This is a genomic window from Phenylobacterium conjunctum, from assembly GCF_042679085.1.
In the GTDB taxonomy this organism is placed as follows: Bacteria; Pseudomonadota; Alphaproteobacteria; order Caulobacterales; family Caulobacteraceae; genus Phenylobacterium; species Phenylobacterium conjunctum.
Window position 1 is genome coordinate 1 of the sequence record NZ_JBHTLQ010000002.1, and the last position, 14,498, is coordinate 14,498.

The following is a 14,498-nucleotide window of genomic DNA, read 5'->3' on the forward strand; positions in this document are numbered from 1 at the left end:
GGCCGGGCCGGCGCCGGAGCCGCGACCTTGGCAGGGGGCGGCGCCGCGGCGGGCGTTTCCGGGGCCATCATCGGCGTGGGCTCAGCCTCAGCCACCGGGGCCGGGGTCGAGAGGGCGGCCGGCGGGGCCGCGGTCGAGGTCATCAGCTCGTCCTTGGGCTTGTCCATCATCGCCCAGGTGAGAACGCCGCCGGCCACCAGCACGGCCGGGACGATGGCCAGGATCAGCGGGTTCGGCCCGCGCTTGGCCTGCCGTTCGCGGGCATAGATCGGTGTGGGATTGAAGGCCGTGGTCTCCAGCTCAGGTTCGTCCCGGGCGAAGTCGGCGGAGGTAAACTTGGGGCTGCCAAAGCCAGTGTATTCAGCGGTCATGTTCAGACCCTCCAGGGTGGTGTCGCAGAGTTCAACGACCACACCGGGCCAACGTTCCAGCATACTTGCCGACAGAACGCGCTGACCTGCGCCAAGCCCAAGCTCTGTATGGGGTTGACGAGCGCGAAAAATTTCAGTCTTACTCAATACGCATTGAGTGTATTCGCCAGTATTCAGGCGAAATCTTGCCACGATGTCGCCGCGATTGCGGTCACGCTTGGGGCTTCAGCTCGGCGATGCTGCGGATGATCCGGTCCGGCCGGATGTCTGAGCCGGGCGGCAGGCCTTCGCCCAGGTGATCGTGCCAGATGGCGTAAAGGCCCAGACGCTGGGGCGCCGCCACCTCCCATTCCAGATTGTCGCCGACCATCCAGGTCTCGTGCGGGGCCACGTCCAGGGTCTGCATGGCGTGGACATAGGCGCGAGGGTCGGGCTTGCCGAAGCCGGCCTCGCCCTCGATCTGGACGTGGTCGAACAGCGGGGCGAGGGCGAACCGCTCGACCTTGGCCCGCTGCGGCGCGGCCGCGCCGTTGGTGACCAGGGCCAGGCGCACGCCGCGCTCGCGGAAGGCGCGGATCGTCTCCAGGGCGCCGGGGAAGAACCTGGCCTGGGCCTCGCGGTGGGCGTGGAAGCGCTCGCCGAACGCGCTGGCGAAATCCTCGGTCAGGGTCGGCGCGGCCAGCCGGGCGAAGCCTTCACGCACCGCCAGCACCCGGCCTTGTGACAGGTTCTGGCGCCAGATCGCCGCCCGCGCCTCGTCGGCCCAGAAGTCGCGGAAGGCGCCTTCCATCACCCCGGCCGCCTGCGCCGGATCCAGACCCTGGAAGGCGTCCGGATACATCTCGATCACCTCCTGCAGGATCAGGCGGCGCGAGCCGAAACCGATGATGGTCTCATCGAGATCGAACAGGATGGCGGCAGGTAGAGCGGTCATGGTTCCAGTCTATCAGGACCGCCCTTGAGTCGGGCGGTGCGGCGTTTGGGTCACTCAAACCCGGGCAGCGTCACGGCGTCGCTTGACCGGCGAACAACTCGCCCCTCAAGGTGTGTCTGCGGAGGGGTTGCATGCGTCTGAAGGCCCGGCTCGAGCGTGAGTGGAAGTTCTTAAAGGGGCTGAACCGCACGCTGACCCGCGTGAAGTCCATCGCGCCGGACAGCCCCAACCTGTTGTGCGACGACCTGGAGGCTGCGGTGGCCAAGCACCGCGATCGGCCCGCCATCACCTTTGAAGGCCGCACGGTCACCTATGGCGAGATGGACGCCATCGCCAACCGTTACGCGCACTGGGCCAAGAGCCTGAACCTGCGCCGCGGCCAGACGGTGGCGCTGTTCATGCCCAACCGGCTCGAATACTTCCCGATCTGGTATGGCCTGTCGAAGGTCGGGGTGGTCACCGCCCTGATCAACAACAATCTGGCCGGCGCGCCCCTGGTCCACTGCCTGAACATCTCCGGCGCCAGCCACGTGATCGTGGATTCCGAGACCTCGCCGATGTTCGAGGGCGTGCGGACCCAGACTGAGAAGCACTTCCAGCAGTGGGTGCTGGGCCCGGCCCACGGCGACCAGCGCGACCTGGTCCAGGCGCTCAAGAGCTGCAGCCAGCTCGCGCCCGACCGCTCGGCGCGGGAGGACATGACCGGCCGCGACACCGCGCTGTTCATCTACACCTCGGGCACCACCGGCCTGCCCAAGGCCGCGCGCATCACCCATGTGCGGGCCCAGCTCTATATGCGCGGCTTCGCCGGCGCGACGGGGGCGACCGAGACCGACCGCATCTATGTGGCCCTGCCGCTCTACCACGCCACTGGCGGGCTTTGCGGCCTGGGCGCGGCGCTGATGAACGGCGGCTCAGTGGTGATCCGCAAGAAGTTCTCGGCCAGCCACTTCTGGCAGGAGGTGACTGAAGAGGCCTGCACCATGTTCGTCTATATCGGCGAGCTGGGCCGCTATCTCGTGAACCAGGAACCGGGCGAGTTCGACACCGCCCACAAGATCAGGCTGGCCTTTGGCAACGGCCTGCGCGGCGACGTCTGGGCCGACCTGAAGACCCGCTTCGCCATTCCCGACGTGCTGGAGTTCTACGGCTCCACCGAAGGCAATGTGTCGATGTTTAACTTCGACGGCCAGGTGGGCGCCATCGGTCGGGCGCCCAAGTACCTGCGCAAGCGGTTCAACATCCGGCTGGTCCAGTTCGATGTGGAGGCCGAGGCGCCGATCCGCTCGCCCAGCGGCTTCTGCATCGAGGCGGGACCCGGACAGATCGGCGAGTGTATCGGCCAGATCGGCTTGGACGCCCGCAGCGAGTTCACCGGCTATGTGGACAAGGCCGCCTCGGACAAGAAGATCCTGCGCGACGTGTTCGAGAAGGGCGACGCCTGGTTCCGCACCGGCGACCTGATGCGGATCGACGCCGACGGCTACTTCTATTTCGTCGACCGGATCGGCGACACCTTCCGCTGGAAGGGCGAGAACGTCTCCACCGGCGAGGTGGCCCAGCAGCTGTCCGCCGCGCCGGGCGTGATCGAGGCCAATGTCTATGGGGTGAGCGTCCCCGGCGCCGACGGCCGCGCCGGCATGGCCGGGATCGTCGCCGAACCGGACTTCGACATCGCCGCCTTCGGCGCCTTCGTGGCCGCCGAACTGCCGACCTTCGCCCAGCCGGTGTTCATCCGCCTGCTGCCCGCCCTTGAGACCACCGGCACCTTCAAGCTGCGCAAGATCGACCTGGTGAACGACGGCTTCGACCCGGCCAAGGTCAAGACGCCCCTGTTCTACAAGGACCCGGCCAAGGGCTATGTGAAGCTGACCAAGGCCGCCTACGCCCGGATCGTCGAGGGCGGCGTCAAGCTTTGACGTCAACATGGACGAAGGGGTTTGGGGCAGGCGGCAAGCCTGGGCGCCGCGCCTTGGTCGGAGAATTTCCGGACGGGGCAACGGTTTGATCTGACTTGAGAAAGAGCGCGTTGGAGGCAGAATAGTTCATATTCTGTTCCGCGCAACGTGATCCTGCTGGTGCTCAGCGGAATAGATTTGGAACCACGAAAAACACGAAAAACACGAACGGGTTGGCGCTGATCCGCCACCCCAAACCCTCGTCATCCTCCGGTCGCCCGAAGGGCGATCCGGGGGACCCAAGGGGCGGCCGGAACATCAGTTTGGGTCCCCCGGATCCTTGCTGGCGCAAGGACCGGAGGATGACGGTGGGGGCCTACCGCGACCGGCCGCGGCCGCTCACCGGCCAGAGGGCGGTCAGGGTTTCGCCGTCGACGACGTGGTAGGTGTCATAGAGGTTCACCGTGGGGTCGCAGTGGGGGGCGGTCAGGGTGACGCGGGCGGCCAGGGCGGGAGCCTCGGCGCCCGGGGGCAGGACCACGGCGCCGTGTTCGTCGCCCATGAAGAAGTACTTTGAGCCCTCGGGGACGCCGGAGGCGATCACCGGCTTGTCGGCGTCGGTGGAGAAGGCCTTGAAGCCAGCATCCACCGTGACCATGGCCGGGGCGGCGTTGGCGCTGACCACGCGGGCGTCGATGTAGAGGCTGGTCTCGTAGGGGCCGATCTCGCCGCAGGCCAGGTACTGGGCGTCCATGAAGACGTAGGAGCCGACCTGGAGCTCGGTGAACAGGCCGAAGTCTGCGTCGATGCGGTGCGTGCCGGTGCCCGAGCCGGTGACGATCTCCGGCGCGCCGCCGGCTTGCGTCAGGGCGGCGATGACGGTGCGCAGATAGGCGGCGCGGTCCTCCATGGCGGCCTTGCGGGCGGCGACGTCTTCGAGGTGCTGCTGGGCGCCGCAATAGAACTGGACGCCTTTATAGGTCAGGCCGGGCTGGGCGCGGATGGCGGCCAGCAGGGCGACGGCGGCCTCGGCGGAGGCGACGCCGGTGCGGCGGATGCCGGGGTCGATGTCGATGACGACATTGAGCGGCTTGCCGGCGGCTTCGCAGGCCTCGCCCAGGGCCGCGGCGTTGTCGGGGTGATCGACCACGCACATCATCTCCTCGACCTTGAGGTTGAGGGCGGCTAGGCGGGCGATGGCTGGCGGCGAGACCACCGGCGAGGTGATGTGCAGGCCCTTGAGCACCCCGCCCTCGGCCAGGGCCTCGGCCTCGCCCAGCTTGGCGCAGCACAGGCCGACAGCGCCGGCCGCGATCTGCAGCTTGGCGATGTCGGCGCTCTTGTGGGTCTTGGCGTGGGGGCGGACCTGCAGGCCCTTGGACGCCGCGAACCGGGCCATTTCGGCGATGTTGCGCTTCAGAGCCGGGGCGTCGATGACCAGGACCGGGGTGTTGAGGTCGGCGCGGGAGCCCTGGCGGCCGATCAGGTGGGCGTGGAGATCTTGGTCGGTCATGTCGGGCTCCGGGTCGTTGGAGGAGTTATGGCCGGTCTCGCCCTGCGGGAGAAGCATTTGACGGCGCGTTCCCTCTCCCCGCCCGCGGGGAGAGGGGGCCGCCTAGTCCTTCAGCACTGCGCGCAGGATGAAGGTGGTGAGTTCGTCGTAGGTGCGGTCGAGGTCGGGGTCGCCGGGGCGGTCCCAGCGGGCGAAGGCGCTGAGCAGGCCCTGGATATTGGCGGTGGCCAGCGCGGTGTCGGCCAGGCCGAAGCGGCCTTCGGCCTTCAGGGCGTCGAGGGTGGAGCGGATCAGGTCGGTGAAGACCGCCTTGCGGGCCTCGACCTCGGCGCGCCTGTCCGGGCTGAGGCCGCTGGTCTCGGAGACCACCATGTGGACGGCGTTGCCTTTCGGCCCCGCGCCGCGGTGAATGTTGGCCAGCTGCAGGCGGATGAGGGTCTCCAGACGCGCGCGGGGATCGGCGATGGCCTGCGCCGGGGCGACCACGTCCTTGGCCGCCAGGTCCAGGCCCCAGGAGATCAGGGTGTAGAGCAGATCCTCCTTGTTCGGGACGAAGTGGTAGAGGCTGGCCTTGTTGATCCCGACCTTCTTGGCGATGTCGCCCATCGAGGTCCCGCCATAGCCGAACTCGGCGAACAGCCGGGCGGCGACGAGATAGATCTGCTCGCGGCGGCCCACCGGCGGCGTGTCCACGGAAAGGCGCTCCATCTGTCCTTGTGCCTGGCCTGAGGGTTTAGCCCGGTTCGCCGGCTTCTGGACAGGCCGGGGGGTGGCTGGTATCGACCTACCGATCGGTAGGGGCGTGCGCAAGCCCACCGACCCGGGAGGACAAGATGAGCCTGATCCGCCGCACACTGGGCCTGCCCCTGGCCTTCGCCGCCCTGGCGAGCCTCCTGATCTCCAGCTGCACCGTCCCGCCGCAGGGCAGGCTCGCATCGCGGCCGGCCTCGCCCAAGCGGCCGAATGTCATCGTCATCCTGGCCGATGACCTGGGCTATGCGGATGTCTCGGCCTATGGGGTCAAGCGCATCCACACCCCGCACATCGACGCCATCGGCGATCAAGGCGTGAAGTTCACCGACGCCTATGCGGCGGCCCCCGTGTGCTCGCCCTCGCGGGCGGGGCTGCAGACCGGGCGCAATCCCGACCGCTATGGGTTTGAGTACAACAACGGCCCGCCGGAGCGGGACGCGCGACTGAACCTGGGACTGGATATCGGCGAGATCACCATCGCCCAGGCCCTGAAGGACCAGGGCTATCACACCGCCCTGATCGGCAAGTGGCACCTGGGCGCCAATCCGGACTTCTATCCGACCAACCGTGGCTATGACGACTTCGTCGGCCTGCTGGCCGGGGCCACCAGCTATATCGACCCGAGCGTTCCGGGCGTGCACGTGGCTGATCCGCCGAACTCGTCCTATCCCAGCAAGGCGGCGCGCTCGCAGCATACGGCGATCTATGAGGGGGCCGAGCGCAAGCTGGTCCACAACGAGACGGAATACCTGACCGACTATTTCGCCCGCCGGGCGGTGGACTATGTCAGCGCGCGGGCCAAGTCGGACCAGCCCTACTTCCTGTACCTGGCGTTCAACGCCCCGCACGACCCGCTGATGGTCACGCAGAAATACTATGACCGCTTCCCGCATATCGCGTCCGAGCAGAACCGCATCTATGCCGGGATGATCTCGGCCCTGGACGATGCGGTGGGCCAGGTGATGGCGGCGGTGAAGGCCTCGGGCGAGGACCGCGACACGCTCGTCTACTTCATGTCGGACAATGGCTGCGCGGCCTATATCGGCGGCCTGTGCGCCTGCGAGCCGCTGCGGGGCGGTAAGCTCAGCCACTATGAGGGCGGCGTGCGGGTGCCGTTCATGGTCCGCTGGCCGGCGGCGATCAAGCCGGGCCAGGTGAACCGCAAGATGGTGTCGAACATGGACATCTTCCCTACCTCGCTGATCGCGGCCGGCGGCGCCCTGCCCAAGGACCGGATCTATGACGGGGTGGACCTGATGCCCTTCCTGTCGGGGCGCAACACGGGCTCGCCGCACGAGGCGCTGATGTGGCGGCGCACGCCCCACGCCTCCATCCGCAAGGGCGACTGGAAGATGTGGAAGAGCACGGATGGCAAGTTCACCCTGCTGTTCAACCTGAAGGCCGACCCGAACGAGACGACGAACCTGGCGACCCGGGAGCCGGCCAAGCTCAAGGAGCTGAACGACGCCTACGAGCAGTGGGCCAAGGATCTGCAGGACCCGAAGTGGCCGTCGCGCCCGGCGATCCAGTACAACGTCTGCGGGACGCCGTTCGAGCTGCCGATCTAGGGACCCTGGGCAGGTGAGCGGGACTTAGGCGCCCGCGCCGCTGCGGCGCCCAAGAGACGGGCGCTTGACCCTCGCGCGGGGCGGCCTACGTATTACGAATTGCTGCAATCGTAATACTGACGTCAGGTCGCCCACATGGAATCCGAAGCCCAGCCCCTGGCGCGTCTCAGCCTCAGCATGCCCGCCGAGCTGCTCGCCCAGCTTGACGCCATGGTGGCCGAGCGCGGCCTGCCCAGCCGCTCGCAGATGATCGCAGAGCTGATCCGGCACGAGCTGGCCGAGCACGGCGAGGACCAGCCGGGCGTGGTGCTGGCCGGCACCATCACCCTGACCTATCGCACCGAGAGCGGCCGGGTGCGCCAGGCCCTGGCCCAGGCCCAGCAGGCCTATCTGCGCGAGGTGATCTCGTCCCAGCACGTCTTCCTGGAGGACGACCAATCGCTGGAGGTGATGCTGGTGCAGGGGCCGTCGGAGCGGCTGCGCGCCCTGTGCGACCAGTTCCGCAAGATCCGCGGCGTGCAGCAGCTGCGCCTGGTGACCACCACCGCCCTCCTGCCGCCCCTGCACGCCCTGTCCCCGGAGCCGTCGCGATGACCACCAACACCGCCGATCCCTATGGCGCCCAGGCGCACGCCCGGGCCATGGCCGGAACCCGGGTGGAGTCCATGCCGACCCTGCCGGCCGGCGCCGCCGATCCCCTGCCGCCCGGTGTCGCGGCCGCCGACATGGTCTGGGAAGAGACGATCGCGCCGGGCGGCTATGCGGCTAAGTCACTGGACCGCGGCGCGCGGATCCGACTGGAGGACGTGGCCGGCGACGCCTGCGCCTCCATGCTGGTGTTCAACGCCGAGCGGCCCATCGAACGGCTGAACGTCGCCGATACGCTGAAGGTGCAGTGGCACGCCTATCTGGGCGCCGGCAAGCTGATCCTGTCCGACATGGGCAAGGTGATGCTGAGCATCCTGGACGACCAGGCCGGCGCCTCGGACGCCTTCTGCGGCGCCTCCAACCAGGCCACCAACGCCGCCCGCTATGGCGTGGGCGACAACTGGGGGCCGCACCCCAATGCGCGGGACCGCTTCAGCCTGGCGCTCGCCAAGTTCGGCCTGGGGCGGCGCGACATCCATCCCTGCATCAACTGGTTCAAGGGCGTGAAAATCGAGGAGGGCGGCGGCATCTCGCCCAAGCTTGGGCCGTTCCCGCCCGGCCGGTCGATCACCCTGCGGGCCGAGATGGACCTGATCGTGGTGTTCGCCAACTGCCCCCACGTGATGGACCCCAGGCCCGACTACACGGTCACGCCGTTGCGGGTCAGCGCCTGGCGCGGGCCGGTGACGCCCATGGACGATCCGATCCGCAATGCGACGCCGGAGGGCCTGCGCGCCTTCCAGAACGTCGAAGCCGACTACAGCCGGTGAGCCTGATGACCGACAAAGCCCTGGACGGCCTGAGCGGCCCGATCACCCTGGACCAGGTGGTCCCGGCCCGCGCGCCCTGGGACGCCATCGTGCGAAGGGGGCAGACCCTGCGCATCGTCGACCTGGAGGGCAACCAGGCGGTGGACTTCCTGATGTATGCGCTCGCCGACGACGCCGAGCGCTATTCGGCCCAGGACACCATGGCCGCGCAGGGGAACATCTTCCTGAAGACCGGCTCCGTTCTCTTGTCCAACGAGGGCCGGGCGATGGCGACGGTGACGGCGACGTCGGTGGCCTATCACGACACCATCGGCGGGGCCTGCTCCTGCGAGAGCAACACGCTGCGCTATGGCCACCACACCAAGAGCCAGCACGCCTGCGTCGAGAACTTCCTGCAGGCCAACGCCCGGCATGGGCGCGGCAAGCGGGACATGGTCTCCAACATCAACTGGTTCATGAACGTGCCGGTGGAGGCGGACGGGGCGCTCGGCATCGTCGACGGCATCTCGGCGCCGGGCCTGTTCGTGGACATGCGCGCGGAGATGGACCTGGTGGCCATCGTCTCCAACTGCCCGCAGATCAACAATCCCTGCAACGGCTTCAACCCGACGCCCGTGCGCATGATCATCGCGGGGTAGGGCGCGTGTTCAAGAAGCTCCTGATCGCCAACCGCGGCGCTATCGCCTGCCGGATCATCCGCACCCTGAAAGCCATGGGGGTGGGGTCGGTCGCGGTCTATTCCGACGCCGACGCCGGCTCGCTGCATGTGTCCCAGGCCGATGAGGCGGTGCGGATCGGGCCGGCGCCCGCGGCCCAGTCCTATCTGGACGTGGACGCCATCCTGGCGGCGGCCAAGGCGACGGGCGCTGAAGCCATCCATCCGGGCTATGGCTTCCTGTCGGAGAACGTGGCCTTCGCTGAGGCCTGCGCGGCGGCGGGGATCGCCTTCATCGGCCCGACCCCGGACAACATTCGCGCCTTCGGCCTGAAGCACACGGCCCGCGACCTGGCCCAGGCGCAGGGCGTGCCGCTCGCGCCTGGCACCGGCCTTTTGACCGACGCTGAAGCTGCGCGCGCGGCGGCGGTGGAGATCGGGTTTCCGGTGATCCTCAAGGCCACGGCCGGTGGCGGCGGAATCGGCATGCGGGTGTGCGAGGACGAGGCGGCGGTGGCCGAAGCCTTCGCGGCGGTGACCCGGCTGGGCGGCTCGAACTTCGCCGATACGGGCGTGTTCCTGGAGCGGTTCGTCCGCCGGGCCCGGCACATCGAGGTGCAGGTGTTCGGCGACGGGGCCGGCAAGGTGGTGGCCCTGGGCGAGCGGGACTGTTCGCTGCAGCGGCGCAATCAGAAGGTCATTGAGGAGACCCCGGCGCCCGGCCTGCCGGCGGCGACCCGCGCGGCCCTGATCGCGGCGGCGACGCGGCTGGCGGAAGCGGCCAGGTATCGCTCGGCCGGGACGGTGGAGTTCCTGTACGACGCCGAGCGCGACGACTTCTTCTTCCTGGAAGTGAACACCCGACTGCAGGTGGAGCACGGGGTGACCGAGCAGGTCACCGGCGTCGACCTTGTGGAATGGATGATCCGGGGCGCGGCGGGCGAGTTCGGCTTCCTGGACAGCTGGTCGGGCGAGGCCAAGGGCGCCTCGATCCAGGCGCGGCTCTATGCCGAGGACCCGGGGCAGGACTATCGGCCCTCGTCCGGCGTGCTGACCCAGGTGTCGTTTCCGAAGAGCGCGCGGGTGGACGGCTGGGTGGCCGATGGCTCGGAGGTCAGCGCCTATTATGACCCGCTGCTGGCCAAGCTGATCGTCACCGCGCCGGATCGGCCGGCGGCGGTGGCGGCCCTGCAGGCGGCGCTGGACGACACACGGCTGGCGGGTCTGGAGACCAATCTGGACTGGTTGCGCCAGGTGGCGCGGTCCGACGCCTTTGTCAGCGGCGAGGTCTCGACCCGGGCCCTGTCGGAGATCAGCTTCACGCCGAAGACCATCCGGGTGTTGAGCGGCGGGCCGTCGACCACGGTGCAGGACTATCCCGGACGGCTGGGCTACTGGGACGTGGGCGTGCCGCCGTCCGGGCCGATGGATGCGCTGGCCTTTCGGCTGGGCAACCGGTTGGTGGGCAATCCGGACGACGCGGCGGGGCTGGAGATCACGGCGCTCGGCCCCACGCTGGCCTTCAACCATGATGCGGTGATCTGCCTGACCGGCGCGGCCTTCGAGGCGCGGCTGGAGGGGGATCTGGTCCCCGCCTACGCCCCTGTCGAGGTGAAGGCCGGCCAGACCCTAAAGATCGGCCGGGTGAGCGGCGCGGGCCTGCGCGGCTATCTGGCGGTGCGCGGCGGGCTGGATGTGCCGGCCTATCTGGGCAGCCGGTCCAGCTTCACGCTGGGCGGGTTCGGTGGTCATGCGGGCCGGGCGCTGGCGGCGGGGGATGTCCTGCACCTGGGCGATGCGGCGGCGGGGCCTGTCGAGCCAGCCCTGGGCGCGGCGGCGCGGCCTAAGCTGTCCAAGGCCTGGCGGATCCGCGTGCTGGCCGGGCCGCACGGCGCGCCGGACTTCTTCACCCCCGACGACATCGCCATGATCGGCGCGGTCGAGTGGAAGGTGCACTACAATTCAAACCGCACCGGCGTGCGCCTGATCGGGCCGAAGCCGGAATGGGCGCGGCGGGATGGCGGCGAGGCGGGGCTGCACCCCTCCAACATCCACGACAACGCCTACGCCATCGGCGCGGTGGACTTCACCGGTGACATGCCGATCATCCTGGGCCCCGACGGCCCGTCCCTGGGCGGGTTTGTCTGCCCCTTCGTGGTGATCCAGGCCGACCTGTGGAAGGTGGGCCAACTCGCGCCGGGCGACACCCTGGTGTTCGAGGTGGTGGATGACGCCGCCGCCAACGCCGCCGAGCGTGACCAGGACGCCCTGGTGAAGACCCTGGCCGCGCCGGTCGCCGCGCCCGGGCTGCTGGACCTGGACCGCGCCAATCCTGTGCTGGGGGTAATCGAGGCCGAGGGCCATCGGCCCCGCGTGGTCTATCGCCGCCAGGGCGACCGGCACCTGCTGGTGGAGTACGGGCCCATCGTCCTGGACCTGGAGCTGCGCTTGAGGGTGCACGCCCTGATGCTGGAGCTGCAGCGGCTGGCCCTGCCGGGGATCCTCGACATCACGCCGGGCATCCGCTCGCTGCAGGTGCACTACGACGCCCGCGTCCTGTCGCAGGCCGAGCTGCTGGCCGCGCTCACCGCCGCCGAGGACCGGCTGGGCGGGCTGGATGATTTCGAGATCCCCAGCCGGGTGGTCTGGCTGCCGCTGTCCTGGAAGGACCCGGCGATCTACGAGACCATCGACAAGTACATGGCCAGCGTCCGCGACGACGCCCCCTGGTGCCCGGACAACATCGAGTTCATCCGCCGGATCAATGGTCTGGCGACCGAAGAGGACGTGCACCGCATCGTCTTCGACGCCCGCTACCTGGTGATGGGCTTAGGCGATGTCTATCTGGGCGCGCCGGTGGCGACGCCGGTCGATCCGCGCCACCGGCTGGTGACCACCAAGTACAACCCGGCCCGGACCTGGACCCCGCCCAACGTCGTGGGGATCGGCGGGGCCTATATGTGCGTCTATGGGATGGAGGGGCCGGGCGGCTATCAGCTGTTCGGACGGACGATCCAGGTGTGGAACACCTATCGCCAGACCGAGGCCTTCACCGACGGCAAGCCCTGGCTGCTGCGGTTCTTCGACCAGATCCGCTTCTTCCCCGTGAGCCACGAGGAGCTGACCGAATGGCGGCGGGACTTCCCGCTGGGCCGGCGGGCCTTGCGGATCGAGGAAGAGACCTTCCGGCTGTCGGACTATCGCAAGATGCTGGCCGACAACGCCGAGAGCATCGCGACCTTCCAGGCCACGCGACAGGCGGCCTTTGACGCCGAGCGCGCCGACTGGGAGGCCAAGGGCGAATTCGCCCGCGTCGAGGCCCTGAGCGCCGACAGCGCCGGGGCCGCCGAGACCGTGGCCATCGAGGCGCCTGAGGGCGCTGAACTCGTCGAAGCGCCCCTGGGCGGCAGCGTCTGGAAGATGTTGGTCCAGGTGGGTGACCGGGTCGAGAAGGGCGCGGTCATCGCCGTGATCGAGGCCATGAAGACCGAGTGCGACGTGGCCAGCCCCAGCGCCGGGGTGGTGCGCCAGGTCTACGCCCAGGAACGCCAGCCCATCGCGCCGGGCGCGCCGATGATCGCCGTGGAGCCCGCATGAGCCCGCGCCCCTCCGTCGTCCGCATCGCCGCCGAGGTCTCGTCCGGCGCCCGGTCCGCCGTCTCCTTCGCCGAGGAGGCCCTGGCGGCCATTGCGGCCTATGACGCCGTCCAGGCCCAGGCCTGGATCTGCCGGGCGGAGCCTGAGGCCGTCCTCGCCCAGGCTCGCGCGGTGGACGCCTGGATTGCGGCCGGAGAGGTGCTGCCCCTGGCCGGCGTGCCGTTCGCGGTGAAGGACAATATCGACGTGGCCGGCTTGCCGACCACGGCGGCCTGTCCGGCCTATGCCTATACGCCGGCGGTCTCGGCCGAGGTGGTGGCGCGGCTGATCGCTGCGGGCGCGATCCTGATGGGCAAGACCAACCTCGACCAGTTCGCCACCGGCCTGGTGGGGGCGCGAAGCCCCTATGGCCAGCCGCGCTGCGTCTACAATCTCGACTATGTCAGCGGCGGGTCGAGCTCGGGCTCGGGCGTCGCGGTGGGGGCGGGGCTGGTGGCCTTTGCGCTGGGCACCGACACAGCCGGCTCGGGCCGGGTGCCCGCAGCGTTCAACGGCCTGATCGGCCTGAAGCCCACCAAGGGCCGGTGGAGCACCAGCGGGGTGATCCCGGCCTGCCGCAGCCTGGACTGCGTGACGGTGATGACCAACGACGTGGCCGACGCGGCCCTGGTGGACCAGGTCGCCGCGGGCTTCGGCGCCGCCGATCCCTATTCTCGGCGGGCGCCGGCCACGCCGCCGGCGAGCCTGGGCGCGAGCTTCCGGTTCGCGGTCCCGCGGGCGGACCAGCTGGTGTTCATGGGCGACGGGGAGGCCGAGGTCTTTTTCGGACAGGCGGTCGAGCGCTTGAAGGCGATGGGCGGCGTGGCGGTGGAGATCGACGTCGAGCCACTCCTGGAGGCGGCCAAACTGCTCTATAGCGGCCCCTGGGTGGCTGAGCGGACGGCGGCCATCGAGGACCTGATCCGCGACAATCCCGGCGCCATCCATCCCACGGTGCGGGCCATCGTCCAGGGCGGGATAGGGGTGACCGGGGTGGAGGCCTTCAAGGGCCAGTACCAGCTGGCCGCCTATGCGCGGGCGGCCGAGGCGGTGTTCGACGCGGCCGAGGTGTTGCTGCTGCCCACTACGCCGACCATCTTCCGCCTGCGGGAGGTGAACGCCGAGCCCTTTGCGCTCAACGGGGCGCTGGGCCTCTACACCAACTTCGTCAACCTGCTGGACATGAGCGCCATCGCCGTGCCGGCGGGCTTCCGCGCCAATGACACCGGCTTTGGCGTCACCCTGATCGGGCCGGCCTGGGCGGACGCCGCCCTGCTCGAGCTCGCCCGCCGCTATGAGGAGATCGCCCCGATGCCCGAGGCCCCCGCGCTCGACACCACCGGCAAGCCGCAGACCGTGAAGCTGGCGGTGGTCGGCGCCCACCTGGCCGGCATGCCCCTGCACTGGCAACTGACCAGCCGTGACGCCCGGCTGGTGGCGCGGACCAAGACCGCTGCGGCCTACAAGCTGTTCGCTATGACCAACACCACGCCGTTCAAGCCGGCCCTGATCCATGTGGGCGAGGGCGGTGGGGCGCTGGAGGTCGAGGTCTATGAGCTCGGCGTCGAGCACTTCGGCAGCTTCGTGGTCGAGGTGCCGGCGCCCCTGGCCATCGGCACGGTGACCCTGGAGGACGGTTCGAGCGTCAAGGGGTTCGTGGCCGAACCGCGGGCCATGGACGGGGCTGAGGACATCACCCACCTGGGCGGCTGGCGGGCCTATATCGCAGGTCTTCCGAAATAGGATTATTGTG

10 protein-coding genes and 1 pseudogene are annotated in these 14,498 nt (G+C 69.2%); 7 read left to right on the forward strand and 4 right to left on the reverse strand.

The window, feature by feature from the left end:
• Nucleotides 1-371 (reverse strand): annotated as a pseudogene (locus ACFQ27_RS00800) (hypothetical protein); the annotation flags it as partial.
• A 211-nt stretch (nt 372-582) separates the two neighbouring features.
• Nucleotides 583-1,305 (reverse strand): HAD family hydrolase, encoded by a 723-nt coding sequence (locus tag ACFQ27_RS00805; protein ID WP_374345502.1) that lies wholly within the window; start codon nt 1,303-1,305, stop codon nt 583-585.
• Nucleotides 1,306-1,436: 131 nt separating this feature from the next.
• Here ACFQ27_RS00805 and ACFQ27_RS00810 point away from each other — a divergent pair, with 131 nt between their 5' ends.
• Nucleotides 1,437-3,224, forward strand: coding sequence for a long-chain-acyl-CoA synthetase (locus ACFQ27_RS00810; RefSeq protein WP_377352029.1), 1,788 nt, complete (start codon nt 1,437-1,439; stop codon nt 3,222-3,224).
• Nucleotides 3,225-3,579: 355 nt separating this feature from the next.
• Here ACFQ27_RS00810 and ACFQ27_RS00815 read toward each other — a convergent pair whose 3' ends face one another.
• Both ACFQ27_RS00815 and ACFQ27_RS00820 read right to left on the reverse strand, forming a co-directional pair.
• On the reverse strand, nt 3,580-4,716 hold the full coding sequence (locus tag ACFQ27_RS00815) for a DSD1 family PLP-dependent enzyme (protein ID WP_377352030.1): 1,137 nt from the start codon (nt 4,714-4,716) through the stop codon (nt 3,580-3,582).
• Nucleotides 4,717-4,818: 102 nt separating this feature from the next.
• Nucleotides 4,819-5,424 carry a TetR/AcrR family transcriptional regulator gene (locus ACFQ27_RS00820; RefSeq protein WP_374345499.1) on the reverse strand — a complete coding sequence of 202 codons (606 nt, stop codon included), beginning with the start codon at nt 5,422-5,424 and terminating at the stop codon, nt 4,819-4,821.
• 125 nt (nt 5,425-5,549) lie between these two features.
• Between ACFQ27_RS00820 and ACFQ27_RS00825 the strand changes: the two genes are divergently transcribed.
• From ACFQ27_RS00825 to atzF, 6 genes are all read left to right on the forward strand, one after another.
• Entirely contained in the window at nt 5,550-7,037 is a 1,488-nt protein-coding gene (locus ACFQ27_RS00825; RefSeq protein ID WP_377352031.1) for a sulfatase-like hydrolase/transferase, read from the forward strand.
• Between the two features lie 135 nt (nt 7,038-7,172).
• Nucleotides 7,173-7,631: a CopG family ribbon-helix-helix protein gene (locus ACFQ27_RS00830; protein WP_374345496.1), complete on the forward strand. Its 459-nt coding sequence runs from the start codon at nt 7,173-7,175 to the stop codon at nt 7,629-7,631.
• Nucleotides 7,628-8,455 carry an urea amidolyase associated protein UAAP1 gene (locus ACFQ27_RS00835; protein ID WP_377352032.1) on the forward strand — a complete coding sequence of 276 codons (828 nt, stop codon included), beginning with the start codon at nt 7,628-7,630 and terminating at the stop codon, nt 8,453-8,455. The genes ACFQ27_RS00830 and ACFQ27_RS00835 overlap by 4 nt, the downstream gene beginning before the upstream one ends.
• Nucleotides 8,456-8,460: 5 nt before the next feature.
• Nucleotides 8,461-9,093, forward strand: coding sequence for an urea amidolyase associated protein UAAP2 (locus ACFQ27_RS00840; RefSeq protein ID WP_377352033.1), 633 nt, complete (start codon nt 8,461-8,463; stop codon nt 9,091-9,093).
• Between the two features lie 5 nt (nt 9,094-9,098).
• Nucleotides 9,099-12,707 carry an urea carboxylase gene (uca, locus tag ACFQ27_RS00845; protein ID WP_377352034.1) on the forward strand — a complete coding sequence of 1,203 codons (3,609 nt, stop codon included), beginning with the start codon at nt 9,099-9,101 and terminating at the stop codon, nt 12,705-12,707.
• On the forward strand, nt 12,704-14,488 hold the full coding sequence (gene atzF / locus ACFQ27_RS00850) for an allophanate hydrolase (protein ID WP_377352035.1): 1,785 nt from the start codon (nt 12,704-12,706) through the stop codon (nt 14,486-14,488). Before uca ends, atzF begins: the two co-directional genes overlap by 4 nt.
• The last annotated feature ends 10 nt before the right edge of the window (nt 14,489-14,498 follow it).

Bases quoted from the DNA above. Each gene is read 5' to 3' on its own strand.
- ACFQ27_RS00815 (WP_377352030.1), bottom strand. From the start codon at position 4,716: ATGACCGACCAAGATCTCCACGCCCACCTGATCGGCCGCCAGGGCTCC.
- ACFQ27_RS00840 (WP_377352033.1), top strand. From the start codon at position 8,461: ATGACCGACAAAGCCCTGGACGGCCTGAGCGGCCCGATCACCCTGGAC.
- ACFQ27_RS00810 (WP_377352029.1), top strand. From the start codon at position 1,437: ATGCGTCTGAAGGCCCGGCTCGAGCGTGAGTGGAAGTTCTTAAAGGGG.
- ACFQ27_RS00805 (WP_374345502.1), bottom strand. From the start codon at position 1,305: ATGACCGCTCTACCTGCCGCCATCCTGTTCGATCTCGATGAGACCATC.
- ACFQ27_RS00825 (WP_377352031.1), top strand. From the start codon at position 5,550: ATGAGCCTGATCCGCCGCACACTGGGCCTGCCCCTGGCCTTCGCCGCC.
- atzF (WP_377352035.1), top strand. From the start codon at position 12,704: ATGAGCCCGCGCCCCTCCGTCGTCCGCATCGCCGCCGAGGTCTCGTCC.
- ACFQ27_RS00830 (WP_374345496.1), top strand. From the start codon at position 7,173: ATGGAATCCGAAGCCCAGCCCCTGGCGCGTCTCAGCCTCAGCATGCCC.
- ACFQ27_RS00835 (WP_377352032.1), top strand. From the start codon at position 7,628: ATGACCACCAACACCGCCGATCCCTATGGCGCCCAGGCGCACGCCCGG.
- ACFQ27_RS00820 (WP_374345499.1), bottom strand. From the start codon at position 5,424: ATGGAGCGCCTTTCCGTGGACACGCCGCCGGTGGGCCGCCGCGAGCAG.